Source organism: Spirosoma endbachense, assembly GCF_010233585.1.
In the GTDB taxonomy this organism is placed as follows: domain Bacteria; phylum Bacteroidota; class Bacteroidia; order Cytophagales; family Spirosomataceae; genus Spirosoma; species Spirosoma endbachense.
The window spans coordinates 6,480,110-6,498,984 of record NZ_CP045997.1; the positions used below are offsets into that span (position 1 = coordinate 6,480,110).

The 18,875-nt window shown below is 46.4% G+C and carries 16 protein-coding genes; 5 read left to right on the forward strand and 11 right to left on the reverse strand.

All coding sequences use genetic code 11. The features are described 5' to 3' along the window. Positions 1 to 22: 22 nt before the first annotated feature. From GJR95_RS26445 to GJR95_RS26470, 6 genes are all read right to left on the reverse strand, one after another. Positions 23 to 1,594, reverse strand: a complete 1,572-nt coding sequence (locus tag GJR95_RS26445) for a hypothetical protein (RefSeq protein WP_162388715.1) — start codon at positions 1,592 to 1,594, stop codon at positions 23 to 25. Between the two features lie 269 nt (positions 1,595 to 1,863). Beyond that, positions 1,864 to 2,526, reverse strand: coding sequence for an OmpH family outer membrane protein (locus GJR95_RS26450; protein WP_162388716.1), 663 nt, complete (start codon positions 2,524 to 2,526; stop codon positions 1,864 to 1,866). Between the two features lie 19 nt (positions 2,527 to 2,545). Next, entirely contained in the window at positions 2,546 to 3,160 is a 615-nt protein-coding gene (locus tag GJR95_RS26455) for an OmpH family outer membrane protein (protein ID WP_162388717.1), read from the reverse strand. Positions 3,161 to 3,329: 169 nt separating this feature from the next. Then, complete coding sequence (gene bamA, locus GJR95_RS26460) at positions 3,330 to 5,921, reverse strand: outer membrane protein assembly factor BamA (protein ID WP_162388718.1); 2,592 nt, start codon at positions 5,919 to 5,921, stop codon at positions 3,330 to 3,332. A gap of 102 nt (positions 5,922 to 6,023) precedes the next feature. After that, positions 6,024 to 6,761 carry an isoprenyl transferase gene (locus GJR95_RS26465; protein ID WP_162388719.1) on the reverse strand — a complete coding sequence of 246 codons (738 nt, stop codon included), beginning with the start codon at positions 6,759 to 6,761 and terminating at the stop codon, positions 6,024 to 6,026. 72 nt (positions 6,762 to 6,833) lie between these two features. Further along, a complete protein-coding gene (locus GJR95_RS26470; protein ID WP_162388720.1) occupies positions 6,834 to 7,022 on the reverse strand; it encodes a hypothetical protein in 189 nt (62 codons plus the stop codon). Between the two features lie 5 nt (positions 7,023 to 7,027). On the opposite strand from GJR95_RS26470, the gene GJR95_RS26475 reads away from it, so the two are divergent. From GJR95_RS26475 to GJR95_RS26490, 4 genes are all read left to right on the forward strand, one after another. Next, positions 7,028 to 7,984 carry a fasciclin domain-containing protein gene (locus GJR95_RS26475; RefSeq protein WP_162388721.1) on the forward strand — a complete coding sequence of 319 codons (957 nt, stop codon included), beginning with the start codon at positions 7,028 to 7,030 and terminating at the stop codon, positions 7,982 to 7,984. A 38-nt stretch (positions 7,985 to 8,022) separates the two neighbouring features. Beyond that, complete coding sequence (locus GJR95_RS26480) at positions 8,023 to 9,078, forward strand: MBL fold metallo-hydrolase (RefSeq protein WP_162388722.1); 1,056 nt, start codon at positions 8,023 to 8,025, stop codon at positions 9,076 to 9,078. Positions 9,079 to 9,165: 87 nt separating this feature from the next. Further along, positions 9,166 to 10,047 (forward strand): FKBP-type peptidyl-prolyl cis-trans isomerase, encoded by an 882-nt coding sequence (locus tag GJR95_RS26485; protein WP_162388723.1) that lies wholly within the window; start codon positions 9,166 to 9,168, stop codon positions 10,045 to 10,047. A gap of 264 nt (positions 10,048 to 10,311) precedes the next feature. Further along, a complete protein-coding gene (locus GJR95_RS26490; RefSeq protein ID WP_162388724.1) occupies positions 10,312 to 13,356 on the forward strand; it encodes a TonB-dependent receptor in 3,045 nt (1,014 codons plus the stop codon). Between the two features lie 149 nt (positions 13,357 to 13,505). Here GJR95_RS26490 and GJR95_RS26495 read toward each other — a convergent pair whose 3' ends face one another. From GJR95_RS26495 to GJR95_RS26510, 4 genes are all read right to left on the reverse strand, one after another. Beyond that, positions 13,506 to 14,297, reverse strand: coding sequence for a 3-hydroxyacyl-CoA dehydrogenase (locus GJR95_RS26495; protein WP_162388725.1), 792 nt, complete (start codon positions 14,295 to 14,297; stop codon positions 13,506 to 13,508). 81 nt (positions 14,298 to 14,378) lie between these two features. After that, entirely contained in the window at positions 14,379 to 15,068 is a 690-nt protein-coding gene (locus GJR95_RS26500) for a YjjG family noncanonical pyrimidine nucleotidase (RefSeq protein ID WP_162388726.1), read from the reverse strand. A 54-nt stretch (positions 15,069 to 15,122) separates the two neighbouring features. Beyond that, positions 15,123 to 15,428: a (2Fe-2S) ferredoxin domain-containing protein gene (locus GJR95_RS26505; RefSeq protein ID WP_162388727.1), complete on the reverse strand. Its 306-nt coding sequence runs from the start codon at positions 15,426 to 15,428 to the stop codon at positions 15,123 to 15,125. Positions 15,429 to 15,526: 98 nt separating this feature from the next. Continuing rightward, positions 15,527 to 16,573, reverse strand: a complete 1,047-nt coding sequence (locus GJR95_RS26510) for a class I SAM-dependent methyltransferase (RefSeq protein ID WP_162388728.1) — start codon at positions 16,571 to 16,573, stop codon at positions 15,527 to 15,529. A gap of 212 nt (positions 16,574 to 16,785) precedes the next feature. Here GJR95_RS26510 and GJR95_RS26515 point away from each other — a divergent pair, with 212 nt between their 5' ends. Further along, on the forward strand, positions 16,786 to 18,318 hold the full coding sequence (locus GJR95_RS26515; RefSeq protein WP_162388729.1) for a capsule assembly Wzi family protein: 1,533 nt from the start codon (positions 16,786 to 16,788) through the stop codon (positions 18,316 to 18,318). Between the two features lie 11 nt (positions 18,319 to 18,329). Here GJR95_RS26515 and GJR95_RS26520 read toward each other — a convergent pair whose 3' ends face one another. Continuing rightward, complete coding sequence (locus tag GJR95_RS26520; protein ID WP_162388730.1) at positions 18,330 to 18,611, reverse strand: hypothetical protein; 282 nt, start codon at positions 18,609 to 18,611, stop codon at positions 18,330 to 18,332. Between the last annotated feature and the right edge of the window lie 264 nt (positions 18,612 to 18,875).

Below are 18,875 nucleotides of genomic sequence, written 5' to 3' on the forward strand. Positions count from 1 at the left end.
TTTTTATGAGGGTCCGTTTGAACTATTGGGTTTCTTCGAGCGGTGTAAAGTCCTTAAAGGTGCGTTTAATGGCTTTATCGGTTGCTTCTTTCTTACTCTGCCAGTTTGCATCAAGTTCCAGTGCAACCAGACCACTCAGGCTCATTGTATTTCGGAAGTCATCCAGCTTTTTAACAAATTCGTTATTTCTACGAGATGATTTTAATGAAAACTCTCTGGAGAAAACATCGCCTTTATTCTGTAGCTCAGATTTTTTGCCCAGCACGTAGTTATAGCGATCAAGCAGGTCTTTCATCGATTTACCAATAACTTCGGTTGCTTCAAGCGTTCCCATTGTCAGAACAGCGGTGCCACCTACGGCCGAAATCAGGCGTTGCGAACTAGGATCATTAGCCGTAATCGCTGGCGATACACCCGTAATAGCCCCTAATGAGGCATTGGCTACAGACCGATTGCGTTTGCCGCCTTTGGCTCTTTTGTAATCATGCTTGAGCTGTTCTTCTTTATCACCTAATTGCTCAATCAAACCCCAAGCCTGAACGAGGGCCTGACGATAAAGCGAATAATAATACCTGTCTTTTTCGAATTCGTTAACGGTATTGAAAATTGTGAACGTAATTCGTCGTTCTTCCCGGTTTTTGGCCCGATCAAGCGCGTAAAACGTAATCTGAACGTTCAGCGAGTCGTAAGGGTCTTTCACAAAGTCATAGCCTGGCTGCCAGATAAACTCAAATTGATTATCTGTATTCTTCACCAAGGCCGTTTTAGGGATTTGCTGGTTATCTGACAGGAAGCCAAACGTAGAAACGTCATCTTCGCCGTTCGGATCGGAAAGGTAAAATTTGAGGTTTACGGTTGCATTTTCTTTCAGCCTGTAGTGCGACTCTTTAGGAATAACGGCAATAATAGGAGGCAAATCCATCTCTGTTACCTGTACTTTAAGCCGGCCTTTGGTACGTGTTTTGGCGGGCTGATCTTCGACCCAAAACTCAATATACTGCGGGCTTTGCTTTAGCTTATTAAACTGATTCAATGACAGTGTCCAGGTTAATTCGCCCTGCGAAGAAAGTTTACTTCCTTCCGGCATCTGGTCGGCAATCGGAACAAAGGCAATCGGGTCACCATCGTCATCGTGTACGACCTCAGGATCTATTTTGTAGGTGTTCTGAGTACGATAACTGACATAAAAAGGCTGTAAATCGCCAACCGTTGGCGGACGATTGACATGCAGTACGCTAAAATCGATGGTTTGCGAAGCCGTTTGGCCACGTTTATTCCGAACTTCAAAGCTTACCGGGTATGGTTTAGCCGTTTGAATCCGGTCGGCCAGGTCAAAACCAGGCGTCCAGCTAAAATGACCGAGTGAGTCAAGATGCATGCCCTCCTGTTTATAGCGGCCGAACGAATAAGTTACTGTATCATTTGAAGACGCATTTGTTTTTAAGTCAAATTGAATCGTGTTCCCTTCTGCCACCACGTTCCAGTTGGCTTGCGTGGGCAGAAGTAATTGAAGCGGTTTTGAATCCTGCGCGTAGCTACTAACAACTGAAAGAATTATCAGCACCCACGCTATAGTACCGGCAGTTCGGTTCATAAGCAACAATGAGAGGTGGTCTGTTTTGGAAAACGTAAAAGTACGGCGAAGATTTCGTCTGACTAATTCAATATGGCAGTTTTGATACTTTTCTTAGTTAAATCCCTATAATGTATAGCAATAATTATGTTTTTCTGGGAAAAAATAATGTTGTGGATAAACAGGGGCTACGTATAGCCTACGTGAGAATTAGACAATATTCAATAAAAAATCGCTCCCTGATAAACAGGGAGCGACCATACTATCAGGCAAAAATTAACCCTTATGAATTAGTTTTTCTTAGGAGTAGCGGGTGTTGCCGTTGATCCTGTGCCAGCATTAGCCGGTTTATTGGCGTTGTTTGCCGGTGCTGCAATTTTAGCAGGGTCAATACCAAGCTTTTTCAATACCAGTTCGGTAATGTTATTGTCTTCGGGGGCAACAAGCAGAATTGGCGTCGTGTTGGCACCTGCATCCAGATTGAAGACGTATGTGTATGCGTTTTCTTTCGCAACAGCATCGATTGCCTTCTGAATTTTTTGCACAACCGGGTTCACCAGCTGTCCGTACTTTGTTTGCAACGATTGTTCAGCTGTGCGGCCGAACTCCTGAATCCGTGCCTGCAATCCCTGCAGTTCGGTTTCACGGTCCTTGCGGATGACATCGGTCATCTGGGCTGCGCCTTTTTCGTAGGCACCATATTTATCTTCCAGTTCTTTTTGCATCCGCTTCAGTTCGTTTTCAGACTGTGTGCGCTGGATGGTCAATTGATTCTGGATGTCTTTTGCTTCAGGCGTTTGAGCCAGGATATAGTCGATATTCGTATAGCCTAACTTCAGCGGGCCAGCTGCGGTTGTGGTCGGAGCCGCCGTTGTTGTTTGAGCTTGTGCCTGTGCACTCAGACCGCCCACCAAAAGGGCTGTTGCGAATGCCATGACGAGGTTTTTGTTCATCTCAGTTTACTAGTTTGTACTACTTCGGTTTTGTGGTTGTTTTATTGTCGGGACTGCTATTTACTGGTTGTGTTGGGGTAGTGGGAGCAGGGGCAGCAGTTGGTTTCGGTTTATTGGCTGCATCCAGACCCAGTTCTTCCATCACATAGTCCGTGTAATCATGGCGTGGATTTGTGTACAGCATCACAAAATCAGATGCTTTGTCGAACATAAAGTCCAGTTTTTTCTGCAAGGATACTTTTTCGATGGCCCGATTGATTAATTCCATCGGAGCTTTCATTAGTTCTTTCTTTTTCTCGAAAAGCAGTCCCTGATAGCCAAATACCTTGTTATTGTATTCGCGCGCTTCACGTTCTTTTTCGCTAAGCACTCGTTGCCGATCACGTTTCATGTCTTCGGTCAGCAGGATCTCTTCGGCCTGATACCCCTTCTGGAGTTTTTCAATCTCGACGTATTTATCCTGAATATCCTTCGACCACTTATCCGCAAACTTATCAATTTCGCTCAATGCCTTCTGGTATTCTGGCATCTTGCCTAAAATGAATTCTGAATCTACATACCCGAACTTTTGTGCCTGTGCGGGTATGGCTAGACAAACGGCGCACAAAAGTATAAAAAAAAGGCCCTTTTTCATTATTAGCCGATCAATTTTTACGCGAACTAATTGATTGTCAATTATAGAGCCAAGCTGTTAATTTGATCCTGAATGCACGTTAAGGTTTAATTCAGTGCTTATTCAATCAGTTAGCCAGACCAGCAAACAAAAATCGCTATCTACAATTAACGCTCAGAATGTCTGAATCTTATCTGAATTGCTGGCCAATCGTGAAGTGGAACTGACCCGATGCCTTGTCTTTGATGCCTGGGATCTTATCGAAACCATATCCGTAGTCAATACCGATCAGACCAAAGGCAGGCATGAATATACGTGCACCAAAACCAACCGACCGTTTCAGGTCGAACGGATTGTATTGTTTATAACTCGCCCAGTTATTACCGGCTTCTAGGAACGTCAGCACGAAAATGGTCGCGGATGGGTTAAGCGAAACCGGATACCGTAATTCAGCAACAAATTTGTTATAAACAACCCCACCCTGGCTGCGGGCATTGCCATCGGGTACCCGGTCATAATCGGCTGTATAAACGCTACGGTCATCGTAACCGCGTAGACCGATAATGTCCTGTGCCAGCGCAAACTGACCTTGCCCTGCCAGACCTGATCCACCCAGTACAAACCGCTCGAATGGCCCGATAGTCGTACGCTTGTTGTAGCTTCCCAAAAAGCCCATATGAGCCCGTGTGTTTAAAACCAGCTTGCCAAACACGGTCTGGAACCAGCTTGCGTCAAACATCCATTTGTGGTATTCGACAAACTTGTATTTGTCCTCTGGCTTCTCGTTCGTTGTGGTTGTCCGGAAAGCCGAGTAAGGGGGCGTAAACGAGCCGCTCAACGTAAACGACGAACCCGAACGTGGGAACTGCGGGTTATCGATGCTGTTTCGCGAGATGGTTGTGTTAAAGGTGAAGTTGTTCGATATACCATTTTTATAGCCGATATAGAACAAATCCAGGTTATTCAGGTCGTACCGCTGATACGATAACGAGTTGCTCAGCGAGAAATAGTCATCAGGAACCTTCAACTGGCGACCTAACCCAAGTGTAATCGCGGTATTGGTATACGATCCGGTTGGGGTCTTACCTTGCAGGCTTTGATAAATACTATACGGGTTGCTTGGATCGTAGAACGTTTTATAGACGGTGTGGCTGGCGCTGACGGTAAGCGCATTGGGTTTCCGACCACCAAGCCAGGGCTCGGTAAACGAAAGTGAATACACTTGATATTGGCTACCATTGGCCTGAAAACGCAGCTGAACGCGCTGTCCATCGCCAGCGGGTAGTGGCCGCCAGGCGCTAAAGTTCGGAATATTACGGGCTGAAAAGTTGTTGAAGGTCAGACCGAGCGTTCCAACGAAACCCACATAGCCACCCCAACCGCCCGATAATTCGATTTGGTCAGATGGTTTCTCTTCAACCGTGTACTCAATATCCACCGTACCATCACTCTGCGGAACCGGATTGATCCCAATTTTCTCGGGGTCAAAGTAGCCAAGGGTAGCCAATTCCCGTTGCGTACGAATCAGGTTCGTTTTAGAGAATTTCTGACCGGGCAGCGTCCGGATAGAACGCATGACAACGTGATCGCTGGTTTTGGAGTTGCCGTTCAGAATAACTCGATTGATGGTAGCCTGCTTTCCTTCAAAAATTCGAATTTCGAGGTCGATCGAATCACCGTCGATGCTTTTTTCGATAGGCTGGGCATTATAGTACAGGTAACCATCGTCCATATACAGCGAACTCAAGTCCTGTCCGGGATTACCATTCAGCTTTTTCTCCAGGTCTTCCGGATTATAGACATCGCCCTTCTGAACGCCGAGCACATCGCGTAACCGGGTAGCCGGATACAGGTAATTGCCCGAAAAGTCGATATTCCGGTAATAGTATTTATGCCCTTCGTTCAGGGCCATGTTGATATTGATCGTTTTGTCGCTGTTATGAATGATGGTATCTTTTTCAATTACAGCATCACGATAGCCGAGCTTATTATAGTATTCGATCAGTTTCTGCTTGTCTTCCTCGTATTTTTTTGGAACGAATTTCGACGGGGTGAACAAACGGCCGAACCGTTTCTCTTTTGTACTCTTCATTTTCATCCGAACGGCTGATTCATCGAGTTCAGTTTGGCCTTCGAATGTGATTTTTGCAATTTTTACCTTTTGCCCTTTGTCGACCAGAACCCGCATCGTTGCGTTGTTACGGGCGCTATCGGGTACGGTCGTAATTTTAACTTTCGTATTGAGATAGCCTTTGTCTACGAAAAATTTACGAACGGCCATCTGGGTGTTTTTGGTGATTGTATTGGAGACAATCTTACCCAGATTCAATTTTACTTTATCTTTAAGCTGATCCTGTTCGCCTTTTTTGACACCAAGGAAACTGACTCTATAAAGCCTGGGGCGTTCCTGAACCCGGAACATGAGGGAGACTTTGCCTTCGCCAGCGTGATTCGCGAACAACTCCACATTGTCGAGCAGCCCTGATTCCATCAGTTTGCGTACCGATGAGCCAACTGCTTCGCCAGGAATACGAATTTTATCGCCGACTTTAAGGCCTGCCAGTGATACAAGCGAATTGGGGTCGAGGTAGCGAGTACCTGTTACGGTTAATCCGGCAATTTCATAATCTTTGGGACTGGCGTAGTTCAGCAGTTCATCGTTGCTAAGTGGCGTTTCTGTGCCTCGCCCGACGCCTACCCGTACCTGTGCCTTAAGTGTGGACGGATATAAACTAATGAGCAATAAAATGGCTCCCAGTATGAGTTTTATACGGTGTTCCAAGTGGATTTTCAGTTTTCAGTTTTCAGTTTTTCAGGGGCAATGTTTTCAGTTAATGGTGCTCTGCAGAGCACCTGAAGACGTCAGCACTGTAAACTGAAAACTTTATTTTACTAGTTGTTCGCTGGTTTTGCCAAACCGACGTTCTCGTTGTTGATAACTCAAAATGGCTTCATACAAATGGTTTCTCCGGAAATCGGGCCAGAGCACATCAGGCATGTAAAGTTCCGAATAGGCCAGCTGCCAAAGCATGAAGTTACTGATTCGCATTTCGCCACTGGTTCGGATCATCAGCTCAGGATCGGGGATACCGTCTGTTGTGAGATAGCTTCCGAATAGCGACTCATTTATTTCACTCATTGCCAGCCTGCCAGTGCTTACATCTGTAGCAATCTGCCGAACCGCTTCCAGAATTTCCCAGCGTCCACTATAACTTAATGCCAATACCAGCGTTAGACCAGTATTCCCCGATGTTTCGCGCATCGCTTCTGCCAGTTCGCGCTGGCAGTCAGACGGTAAGCTCTCCGTGTTGCCGATGGTCGTCAGTCGCACGTTGTTATCCATGAGGGTTTTTATTTCACCCCGAATGGTGTGAACCAACAGCGTCATGAGTGCATCGACTTCAAATTTTGGTCGATTCCAGTTCTCTGTTGAAAAGGCATACAGCGTTAAAAACTTAACGCCCAGCTCGGCACAGCCCTCCGTTACTTCGCGCACAGCCTTAATGGCATTCCGATGGCCAAACACCCGGGCAGCTCCCTGCCGTTTTGCCCAACGTCCGTTTCCGTCCATGATAACGGCTATATGTTGAGGCAGATTGCTCGGGTCAATGAGTTCCTTCATCCCAATTGGGGAGTTTTAACTTTATTTAACAAGACCGCGAAGGTACGAAAATTTAGTCAGTAAGTCAGTAGGTTAATTGACAGTTCTCCGATAGCCGTTAGCCGTCATCAGCAGATGGTATTTATTGGGCCACTTGCTATTGACTACCTGCGTTTGTCTAGAGCCTGCCCACAATTCCTCAACTCTCTTATCTTTGCTGAGAGGAAACATAACCCGATCCGTTACGTTTAACGCACGTAGACCTACTATTTGATCGTTCATGCTGTATGACTAAACCTTTTTCGTTGCTCCTGAGCCGATTGGCTATTTTCGGGCTGCTGCTAACGGCATCGCTGAGTTGTACAAAAAAAGATGATACGGTTGCTGATCCGAAAACGATAACAGATCAGATCCTGGAAGATAAGCAGTATACATTACTGCGTTCAGCCATGATGTATTCTGGCGCCGGTGATGCGCTTAAAGCGGCTAACCTGACATTTTTCGCGCCAAATGACGCTGCCTTTCAGGCGTCCGGAATAACATCCGAAGCCATGATAATGGCCATGACCAAAGATCAGGTAAAGAATATTTTGCTGTATCATGTATTATACGCACCCGTTACGATAGCCAAGATTCCATCTGGTCAGAATGCCGTTCAGACGGCTAGCCAGGGTGTAGCCTACATAAACAACACGGGTGGAGGAACGATTTACGTCAATAATGCGAAAATTACACAGCCCGATATCAAAGCCGCGAATGGGATTATTCACATGATTGATCGGGTGTTGACTCCTTCGACGGGTTCTATTCTGACAACGATTCAAGGAAATCCTAAACTAACCTTTCTGGCAGCTGCTATAAAACGGATTGGTGCTACCAATTCAACGCTCGTGACTTCGCTCAGTAATACGTCGTCTGGAAATCCACTGACGATTTTTGCGCCGAACGATGATGCCTTTATTGCCGCTGGTTACAAGACACTTTCTTCTGTCGAGACGGCTGCGCCACTGGCACTCTCGTCTTTAGTGTCCTACCATGTTTTATCTGGAGCTTCGCTGACCTACCAGATCCAGACGGGTTCGGTTAACACCTTGTTGAGCAATAGCAAACTTAATTTAACGGCCAACAATGGCGTTGTGACGGTTAAGGGGAATAAAAACTCAACGGCGGCCACAATCAAAACCGCCGATCTGGTTGCTAACAACGGAGTTATTCATATTATTGACCAGGTGTTGCAACCCTGATCAAATCGGTTGATTTACCGATTTACCTGCTTCTCACTATGTGGTCTAAACTACTACTTATACTGGGGTTATTGATTCTGGTAGCTATCATAATGGCCGTGGTAGTGGGCTATATGGTTTCGGGTCCCCGGTACAAGGGGCCAGTAAGCGATCATTTTGACGGAAAGGAATTTCATAATCTGAACGATGTGCAAGCCAAAGGATTTCGGGAAGTCATTGGCTGGATGATAAACCGCCAGCAGGGCCCCTGGCCAGCTTATCATGATGATCAGCCTGGTCCGCCACCACCAGCACGCGTAAATGGTCGAACGGTACGGGTAACGTTTGTCAATCATTCAACGGTGTTGCTTCAGTTCGACGGACTCAACGTACTGACGGACCCCATTTATTACGAACGGACCAGCCCGTTTCAGTTTGCCGGACCAAAGCGAAATAATCCGCCCGGTATTCGGTTTGATGATCTTCCTAAAATTGATGTGCTGCTGTTAAGCCACAATCATTGGGACCACCTGGATATCGGAACCGTCCGGAAACTCTGTAACCGGGACCAGCCACGGGTATTTTGCTCGCTCGGCGTAAAAGCATTTCTGGAGCAGGAAGGTTGTCGTAACGTTCAGGAAATGGATTGGCGTCAGTCGCTTGCTGTGAACGACAGTACGACGATTCACTGTGTTCCGGCACAGCATTTTTCAGGGCGGGGACTGTTTGATCGAAATGCTACTCTATGGGCTGGCTACATAATTGACAGCAAAGTCGCTGGAAAATTGTATTTTGTGGGTGATACGGGCTATGGTCCATTTCTGAAAGATATTGGCCGACAGTTTGGCCCGTTACGGCTGGCATTGATACCCATTGGCGCTTATAAACCACCGTGGTTTATGTCGCCAATTCACTGTTCGCCGGTTGAAGCTGTGCAGATACATACCGATGTCCGATCAGAACAAAGTGTGGCGATTCACTTCGGAACGTTCCCACTGGCCGATGACGGAGCAACCGAACCGGTAGACGATTTGGCAAAGGCTTTAGTAGCGAAAAACATACCGGCGGATCGCTTCAAGGCGTTAAAAACAGGAACAAGTTTAGTGTTAAACTGAAAAAAAATACGTGTCTTCCCAACGTTACGCCACGATATAGGGTCATTATGCGTATTACCTAGTATCTCTATTTGTTATTCTAATTCCATGCGTAAGCTTCATTTAACTATTTTCAGTGCCTTATTGATCAGTGGACTAGCCGGTTGTTCAACGCAAAATGTTGATCCATCGAGTGCTTATTATGATCAGAACGATGCCGACATTCAGGCCTATGCTACCGCTAAAGGCTTAAACGGTAAAACAACAAACACAGGGCTGTATTATGCCATAACACAACCTAATACGGCTGGTAAGCTGGCTGTTCCTGGCGAAGAAGTAGAATTCACATACAAGTCCTATAACCTGAGCGGTGCCTTTGTTGACAGTACGCTAAAAGATAGGCCTGTGTATTATACACTCGGTATTCAGGCGATTATTGCTGGTTTAGAAGAGGGTGTTTCATTGATGCGTGAAGGCGAAAGTGCTACGTTACTCATCCCTTCTTATCTAGGCTTTGGAAATGAAGCAAAGACGAATTTACCCCCTTACTCTGTTATCCTATTTAATGTGCAATTGAAGAGGTCTCGTAATGAAGATCAGCAGATCAGGCAGCATATTGCCGAAAAGAAATTAACCGTGACTGATTCTTCAGGGACGGGGTTGAGAATCGTTAAAACAGTAACCAATCCTACTGGAGCCACACTGGCCGCTGGCCAGACAATTACCATACGATATTTAGGCAAACAGCTTCGCTCGGCTTCTGCGTTTGATAGTACCGGAACAGGTACATTTGACGCTGTTTTAGGGCAGAATAAGTACGTTAAAGGCTTCGAGGAGGGTCTATCCAAGCTTCGGGTTGGTGAGAAAGCAACTATATTGTTTCCATCCTCAATTGGGTATGGAACAACAGGTGTTGTTACTAATAACCGATATGTCATTACGCCTTACGCACCACTGCGTTTTGATCTGGAAGTAGTTTCTGTGAAGTAAATTTCTGACCGTATTCCTGGTCTATTCCATGGCCTGCGCATGAGCGCAGGCCATTTTTTATGCTGTCTGACAAGCTTTTGTCTGACAAATCAATTCGATAAAGCAATGACCAGTTCTCCCGCTTTTGTAGAGTACATATTTGGCGTATGGTAAGTTTTATAGCAAAATAGCGTGATTATGTAGGCGGTAATGAAATATTATTCTACATTACGTTTTGTCTTAAAAATATAAACTATGCGCTACAACTATTCTATGAATCATTGTATGTCAAGTGTCATCTTATTACTGGTGACATTTTCTACAGTTTTGGCTCAGGGCGTTCGGGGCCGCATAACGGATGCTATGACTAAAGCGTCCATCCCTGGCGCGACGATTGTCGTTGTGAACTCAAACGTTGGCACCACTGCTGATGCCAGTGGCGACTACACGCTCAAATTAACTCCGGGGAGCTATAGCCTCCGTGTTAGTTTTGTGGGATATCAAACCCAATCCGTTACTGTAAACGTTAGCGGTAATGAAACTGTTGATGTTGCACTTACAGAAACAACAGCATCTTTATCCGAAGTGGTTGTAACAGGAACAAGAAGTGCAGGTCGAGTGAAAACAGAAAGCCCTGTTCCTGTTGATATCATCAGCATGCAACAGTTAACGACCCAGGCTCCGCAGAACAACCTGAATCAAATTCTGAATATGGTTGCTCCTTCGTTTACGTCTAACACAGCAACCGTGGCCGACGGGACTGACCACATCGATCCTGCACAACTAAGAGGTTTAGGCCCTGATCAGGTGTTAGTGCTACTGAATGGCAAAAGAAGACATACATCGTCGTTGGTAAACGTGAACGGTACGCCCGGCCGTGGTTCGGTTGGTACGGACTTAAATGCAATTCCTGCCTTTGCTATTGATCGAATAGAAGTTTTGCGGGATGGTGCTGCCGCACAGTATGGTTCTGATGCGATTGCCGGGATCATCAACGTAAAAATGAAAGAAGCTACCGGGAAGTTAGCGTTATCAGTCTATGGAGGAGGTAACTTTTCGCAAGGGTCGAACAACTTTAAAGGCGGAATGGATGGCAGAAATCTGCAAATAGACGCAAACTATGGCGTTCGCATTGGTAAAGCTGGGTTCATTAACGTTACGGGGTCAGCACAAATGAGAAATTCGACCAGTCGCGCTCTGCCAACAACCAGTACGCTTTTCAACCGCTACAATGCCATTGAATATAGAACGCTACAGGCGGGTGGAAATGTAAATACATTGCCTACTTCTATCGACGCGATCAAGAAAGGTGCTTTAGGCGTAACTTATTTCGATGCAGCTACGCAGGCCAGCATTGCAGGAGCTAGTACGCTTACCGATTTACGGACAATTCTTGCTCCCGATGTAACCGACAATGAACTGGCGGCCCGCGGACTGCAACGAAGTGATTTCAATATGAGTGTCGGTCAGTCCAATTTAAAGAGCATCCAGTTTTTCGCCAATTCTGCTATTCCCATTAATGAAAATCATGAGTTCTATGCGTTTGGTGGCTATGGTAGACGGACCGGAGATGCCGCTGGTTTCTATCGGAATCCTAACCAGGCACGTGCCTACACCGGTATTTTCATCAATGGTTTCCTGCCAGAAATTCATTCTGAAATTATTGATGCTTCATTTGCCGCCGGGTTTCGTGGGAAATTAGGCTCATTTAATTATGACCTGAGCAATACGTTTGGCTCAAACACTTTTAATTATGGTGTAGAAAATACAGTTAACGCTACATTATTAGATAAGTCGCCAACTGTATTTAAGGCAGGTGGATTGAACTTCAAACAAAACACAATTAACTTCGACCTGAGTCGCAAGTTTGATGCACTTTCTGGCTTAAACCTGGCTTTTGGGGCAGAAGGTCGTTTTGAAAGCTACCGGATAAAGGCGGGCGATGAAAACTCGTGGGCCAGATACGATGTGAACGGACAGGTAATTACGACGTCGACTCAGGTAGCACCTTCTGATTTCTTTGGCAGTGCCCGTCCCGGTGGCTCACAAGTGTTTCCTGGTTTCAGGCCGGAAAACGAAAGTGCAACAAAAGATGCTAACCGACAAAGCATGGCTCTGTATGCCGACGCTGAGTTAGACGTAACCAGCCGATGGCTGGTAGAAGGTGCCGTTCGGTTCGAAAATTATTCGGATTTCGGCAGCACTACCAATTTCAAATTGGCTACACGCTATAAACTGACCAACAACATCAACATTCGTGGAGCCGCTTCAACAGGGTTCCGCGCCCCTTCGCTGGCTCAGATTTACTTTAACTCAACGTCTACTCAATTTGTAGGGGGTGTTCCGTTTGAGGTGGGTACATTCAGTAATGCGTCCAGGCCCGCCGAATTGCTGGGGATTCCGAAATTAAAACAGGAAGAGTCGAGAAGTATTAGTGCAGGCTTCACTGCAAAAATACCGGGGGCCAATTTAACAATTACAGCGGATGGTTATTTTATACGAATTAATGATCGGGTAATCCTGACCGATCAATTTGCAAGACCTTCGAATAGTGCAGCTCCTGGGCCTACATTCTTCTTCCCGGAAGGGACCCCTCAAAGACAATTACAAAATCTATTTGACCAGGCCAATGCTACAGCAGCTACGTTCTTCTCAAATGCGATTGACACCGAATCAAAAGGTATTGACTTAGTGATTTCACATCGAGCTACGTTTGGCGGGGGTATTTCACTGAGAAGTGATTTAGCCGGTACAGTGTCACAAACGAAACAGATTGGTGATATTAAGGCATCTAAAATTCTGGCCGACAATGGTCAGATTAATCGGTATTACTCTGAAACATCAAGAGTTTATCTACAGGAAGCAGTGCCAAGAGTTAAATTTAACCTGAGCAATACGCTAACTCTGAACAAATTCGATTTCTTCCTGAGAAACGTGTATTTCGGTAAAGTTACAGACCCCAATACGGTCGATGTGAATGGAGATGGCATTATCGGTGCCATTGTTGTGAATGGGCAGGCTGTTGAGAATGAACATCCGGTTTGGGGAGGAAGAGTAATTACTGATTTGTCAATTGGTTATCAAGTCAATAATGCCTTAAAAGTGGTTGTGGGAGCAAATAACATTTTTGATATTTATCCAGACAAAAACTATGGACCTGTATCAGCTAAAAGACCAACTGGCGTAGATGCCAACGGTGGAATTGTTTATAGTGCGGCTGCCACTTCGGTTGACCTTTCCAATGCAAATCAATTCGTGTATTCGAGAAATACTTCTCAGTTTGGTATGAATGGCCGATTCCTGTTCGCCCGTTTAAACTTTACATTTTAATTGACTGACGCATTCGAAAAGGGATAGTCTACAATAGAAAAAGAGTCGCTCAAACAGGCGACTCTTTTTATGAGAATTGTAGTAGCCCATTCGTTCAGCCGTGGCACACCCTTGGGCGAAAGGGCTCTGTATAATGAAACCAGATCTATTCATTTCGGAGCCATCCGAATCGCTCCATCCAGTCGAATCACTTCTCCGTTCAGCATTGGATTCTCGATAATGCTTTTAACCAGCATGGCGTATTCATCCGGTCGGCCAAGTCGCGAAGGAAACGGTACTTGCTGGCCAAGCGACAGACGTGCTTCTTCCGGTAATCCCAGTAGTAAGGGCGTTTCAAACAAGCCCGGTGCAATGGTCATTACCCGGATTCCTGAGCGGGCCAGATCCCGGGCAATGGGCAAAGTCATACTGACAATACCTCCTTTGGACGCGGAATAAGCAGCCTGCCCTATTTGTCCGTCGTAGGCCGCGACGGATGCCGTGTTGATAATCACCCCACGTTCACCTTCAAACGGTTTCTCAGGATTAGGTTCGTTATGTTCCATGGCCAGAGCGGCCAGCCGAATCACGTTGAACGTGCCAATGAGGTTGATGGAAATAACTTTCTGAAAAGCCGCCAGTGAATGCGCTCCGTAAACACCCTCGACTTTACCCACTGTTTTGCGGGCTTCGGCAATACCTGCACAGTTTACGTTGATATGTAAACCACCGAATGTTTCAATGGCAAGATTGACCGCTGCCTGAACATCAGCCTCATCGGTGACGTTGGTTTTAATAAATCGAACCGTTGCCCCTAATTCTTCGGCAAGGGCATGACCTCGGTCTTCGTTCAGGTCTACAATGACAACATTCGCGCCGTTCGATGCTAACAGGCGGGTGGTGGCTTCGCCCAGGCCGGAAGCTCCTCCGGTAACCAGTGCGGTTGATGAGTTTAGGTGCATACAATAGTCGTTGATTCTATTCCTGCCTGAATTAATCGCTACCTGGCTATTGGTAAATCATTTTTCCATACCCGAACCGGGTTACAGAATGGCCATGAGTTCTTTCCAGTGGCGAATGTCGTACGTTGGCTGATCATCGACGGTTATGGCTTGTGGGTTATAGAACACAGTATCCAGACCAACCCCCTTGGCGCCCATAATATCGGCCTCGTAGTTATCGCCAATCATCAGACTTTCGCTGGTTGTGGCTCCGCTAATTTCCAGTGCGTACTGAAATACGAGCGGATCGGGCTTCTTGGCGTTAGCGTTTTCACTCGTAATCACATGCGTGAAGTAATGCGCGATTTCGGCACTATCCATCTTGATGGCCTGAATTTCGGCAAAGCCATTGGTGATGATGTGCATCGTATAGCGGCCCTTCAGGTAATCCAGAATTTCCCGTGCCGAATCCAGCAGATGAGGCTTTCGAGGAAGCAATCGCAGGTATTCGGCATTCAGATCGGTATGGACGGTTGCCTCATCGACGCCAAGCGACTGAAACACCAGCGGAAAACGATGCTTTCGGATGTAGCTGTGTTCAATACGATTCTTGTCATAGTCGGCCCACAATTGTCGGTTTATCGCAATAAAGTGACGACTGAATTCTTCTGCGGATGGAATGCCTAAATCGCTCAGCCGAAACGTTTCGAACAGTTCGGTCAGAGACTCTGCCGAATTCCGGTCGAAATCCCATAACGTATGATCAAGATCGAAGAAAAGGTGCTTGTACATTGGAGATGGCATTTCGGTTTACAGTATTAAGCCAATTACCGTAAACCGAAACCGTTAAAAATCCAGCTTCAGACGTTCTACTGGCTGGTCGTTGATTAAGTGACTTTCTACGATTTCGTTAACGTCTGACAATTGAACATTACCATAATAAGTCCCTTCCGGATAAACAACCAGCGTTGGTCCGAACGCGCAGGCATCGAGGCAGCCTGTCCGCTGGGCGCGCATTTCTTTCAACAGACCACGCTCGGCCAGAGCCGCTTTAAAGGCGTCGACTAATTCGTTGCCGTGGGCTTCCCCGCAGGATTTTTTCGGAGCTGCTTTCTGGTTATTACAGATGAAAACGTGCTTTTTGTATTTCATGGAGTTGCATTAAATCTAATCCCAAAGGTACGCAACGAACCTGACGTGCTGGCAACAAGTGCGGCTATAACGTTGACGTAAGATCGCACTATTGTCAACTATTTCTTTTTAGCCACTACCATTACCCGGCCCGGCATGGTGTAGTACTTAACTATTTTGTGAGGTTTCAGGCCAGCGGTTTGCTGCCACTGCTGGATTTCGGCGATGGAATAATTCCCCGCCGTGCTGCTCAGACCATAAAATAAATCGGTACTACTACCAATCAGATCCGGTTTTGCCCCTAACTCGGGTCGGATAAACTCATTGACAATGAACACTCCGCCTGATCGTAGCGCTCGGGCAACTTTATCCGTAACAAGCTGATTTTGTTCCGGCGTAAAATGGTGGGCCAGACTCGACAAGAGAATAATATCGAACGCATTCTCCCCAAAATCATCGGTAAGGGCATTCCCCGGCCGATGGGTTACCCGGTCGCCCAGACCTTGCCGAGCCAATAAGGGAGAAGCTTGTTCAATAGCCTGAGGCAAATCCAGAATGATAGATGTTAACGCGGGGAGTTTACGGCAGAGCGCAACCGAATGCTGACCATGTGAACCACCAATGTCAAGCATGCTGGTGGCTAGTTTCGGGACGGGTGCCCGTCGGCCAAATTCACGTGCTTCAGTATTGGTGGCAGCAAGCATAGCCTCCTGATAATAACGCCACTGCTCACTGGACAGGGTATCGTGGTATTGAACGCCTGTACCGGTTTGTAAGTACTCACCCAGATGATCCATCCATTCCCAAACGACGCGATTGTTAAAGATCATCATGCCATACACAGATGATGGATCGTCTTTGAGCGCAAATCGCCGGGCCATTCGAGTCAGCGCAAAGCGATTATTCTGGTACGTAAAATAGCCCATTGCCGTTAAAAGGCCCATTAATTCACCCAGCGCTTTTTGATTCAGCTGGAGTTTGGTAGCCAGCTCATCAAGTGTTTGGTCTTCATCTTTAACGGCCTCAAATACACCCTTATCGGCTGCTTCGAGTACAGCCTTTGCCAAAACAGGCATGATCTGAACATGAAGGAGAGGAATAGGGGCGAGGTTAGCACGGAGGGCAAGCCATTCAAGTGGGTTTTCGGGTGAGATCGTCAGTTGCATAGATAATGTTGCGTCTGTACTTACAACTCACTAAAGTTAAAATTGGCTTGCCGCAGGTAGATTATTTCCTGAAATAAACTTGTGTCATATATTTTGTAAATGATACTAAAATAGTCACTAAAATATATATTGTATTTATATTTGTGAGGCCGATAAAGTAAAGCCCTGATGAAGGTGGGCCGATTGCTTATCGATACCTCACCGTCTACTTCATGCATTCGTATTTCTTATTGTTGTTTATCCTGTCTACGGCTGCTTTCGGGCAATCCGATTCGGCTCATAAGCCTATTACTGGGTTTGTTGAAACGGGCTTATCAATTAGCACTCCATCGCAAACGCCTTTCTGGTTACGGGCTAAACAATATGGAATTGTTCCTGATCAAAACTCATTTGATCAATTGCGAGCTGGATTCTATAGAAACTACAGTCAGCCTGTACGAAAACTGGATTGGGGTTTAGGCGTCGAAGCTGTAGTCAACATTGGGCAAAGTCGTCGCTTTATCATACCAGAATTTTACGTTAAGGGCAGGTTAGGGGTTTTGGAACTCATGGCAGGCCGTCGGCGTAAGGTTGTCGGATTGGCCGACACACTGCTTGGCGTGGGTCCAATGGCCTGGTCGGGTAATGCACTACCCATCCCGGAAATTCAGATTAGTTTACCTGATTACGTGCCGCTCGGTTTTACGAAAGGGCTGATCGCCTTCAAAGGATTTTACTCACATGGCTGGTTCGATAACCGTGGGCCGGTGAAAGGCTCATTTCTCCATCAGAAAGCATTTTATGGGCGATTTGGCAAACCAAACTGGTCGCTAAAACTCTACGCTGGCTTTAACCATCAGGTACAATGGGGCGGGCGTAGCGATGTGTTTACGAGTGATCTGGTCATTAAAAACGGCCGCTTCCCAACCTCGCTGGCTGATTATTTTGACATTATATCAGGCACGAGCTTAGGCGCAAAAGAGGACACCGATACCTCACGCATCAGCAAAGGTGACCGCGAAAATCGCATTGGAAATCATCTGGGAACTATTGATTTGGGGGCCGAATGGACAGGAAAAAGCTTTACTGTATGGGTGTATCGGCAGAGTTATTACGAAGATGGTTCTTTGTTTTACCTGATTAACATTGCAGATGGGCTGAACGGAATCCGAATCCGACAATCTGGCTCCGAAACTCGTGGATTTCAGATTCGCGAACTTGTCGCAGAGTTTTTATACACGCTTAGCCAGGGCGGCCCAACGTTTGGTAATCTCCCGGCCGAACGGGGCGCCGATAATTACTTTAACCACACCCAATATATTGATGGCTGGTCATACGGCGGCCGGGGTATCGGAACTCCGTTTATTGGCTATTATGGTGAAAGTCGGTCAGAATTACCAACTGGTGTCAAAGCGAGTTATACCAATGGCGATTACCATCTTTTTACCAATAATAATCGGGTGCGTGTTTTGCATATGGGTATGGCTGGTACGGTAGGTACGCGCTTCACATTTCGGATGTTCTGTTCTCTAAGCGATAATCTGGGCTCCTATGCCATTGCCTTTCCGAAAAATACCCGGCAACTATCGACATTGCTTTCGGTGAGTGCTCCACTTAAGGGAAAACCGGACTGGATTGCCCGTGTAACGATTGCCGTCGATCGGGGCAAATTGCTGCCAAACAGTACCGGAATCTATTTTAGTCTTCGTAAGACGTGGGGTTTCGCACAAGCACGATTTGCGAACACCAGTACATCCGGTTTTTAGAGAGTCTCTGATTAATGAACAGGCTGAACGGCATTATGCAGGGCAAACCATGCCTGATCTAACTCCTGCCCAATACGCTGCCAGTCAGTTTCTGTAGTACCCCCTGGTTTCTGGACTGACTCGTCGCGCAGGCGCATGGCATCGGCGCGTAATCGGGCGTAGGTCGAGAACGACTGTACAGGTAAGTTGTACTGAGCAGCCGTTGTTTCGGCTAAAGCGTCGGCCAGGGCTTTGTATGAATAGTGTTCACGCTGACGATGTATTATCCACCATTCCAGTTCTAGTGAAGCCACTTTCTGCACATCGAACCTGTTGGTGCTTAATGCCTGAATCGACTCATAATACGAGAGTAGCGCGGGTAGCGCCTTCCTATAATCGGTCCGTGTTTTACCCTTTTTAAAGTCAAATGCCGCTTTTGTTGCCTGATAACCTAGTACTCTTCCAATTTAATGGTTAGATAAAAGTAGCTATCTTTCCGACATGGGCCAAATCGCTAAACCGTTTGTGCTGTCGGAAGCCGATCTCACAACGCTCGACCAACTCGTTCGTAAAGGTAA

Excerpts from the sequence above, each read along its gene's own strand:
- GJR95_RS26445 (WP_162388715.1), bottom strand. The coding sequence starts at position 1,594 with ATGAACCGAACTGCCGGTACTATAGCGTGGGTGCTGATAATTCTTTCA.
- GJR95_RS26450 (WP_162388716.1), bottom strand. The coding sequence starts at position 2,526 with ATGAACAAAAACCTCGTCATGGCATTCGCAACAGCCCTTTTGGTGGGC.
- GJR95_RS26455 (WP_162388717.1), bottom strand. The coding sequence starts at position 3,160 with ATGAAAAAGGGCCTTTTTTTTATACTTTTGTGCGCCGTTTGTCTAGCC.
- GJR95_RS26465 (WP_162388719.1), bottom strand. The coding sequence starts at position 6,761 with ATGAAGGAACTCATTGACCCGAGCAATCTGCCTCAACATATAGCCGTT.
- GJR95_RS26470 (WP_162388720.1), bottom strand. The coding sequence starts at position 7,022 with ATGAACGATCAAATAGTAGGTCTACGTGCGTTAAACGTAACGGATCGG.
- GJR95_RS26475 (WP_162388721.1), top strand. The coding sequence starts at position 7,028 with ATGACTAAACCTTTTTCGTTGCTCCTGAGCCGATTGGCTATTTTCGGG.
- GJR95_RS26480 (WP_162388722.1), top strand. The coding sequence starts at position 8,023 with ATGTGGTCTAAACTACTACTTATACTGGGGTTATTGATTCTGGTAGCT.
- GJR95_RS26485 (WP_162388723.1), top strand. The coding sequence starts at position 9,166 with ATGCGTAAGCTTCATTTAACTATTTTCAGTGCCTTATTGATCAGTGGA.
- GJR95_RS26490 (WP_162388724.1), top strand. The coding sequence starts at position 10,312 with ATGTCAAGTGTCATCTTATTACTGGTGACATTTTCTACAGTTTTGGCT.
- GJR95_RS26495 (WP_162388725.1), bottom strand. The coding sequence starts at position 14,297 with ATGCACCTAAACTCATCAACCGCACTGGTTACCGGAGGAGCTTCCGGC.
- GJR95_RS26500 (WP_162388726.1), bottom strand. The coding sequence starts at position 15,068 with ATGTACAAGCACCTTTTCTTCGATCTTGATCATACGTTATGGGATTTC.
- GJR95_RS26505 (WP_162388727.1), bottom strand. The coding sequence starts at position 15,428 with ATGAAATACAAAAAGCACGTTTTCATCTGTAATAACCAGAAAGCAGCT.
- GJR95_RS26510 (WP_162388728.1), bottom strand. The coding sequence starts at position 16,573 with ATGCAACTGACGATCTCACCCGAAAACCCACTTGAATGGCTTGCCCTC.
- GJR95_RS26515 (WP_162388729.1), top strand. The coding sequence starts at position 16,786 with ATGCATTCGTATTTCTTATTGTTGTTTATCCTGTCTACGGCTGCTTTC.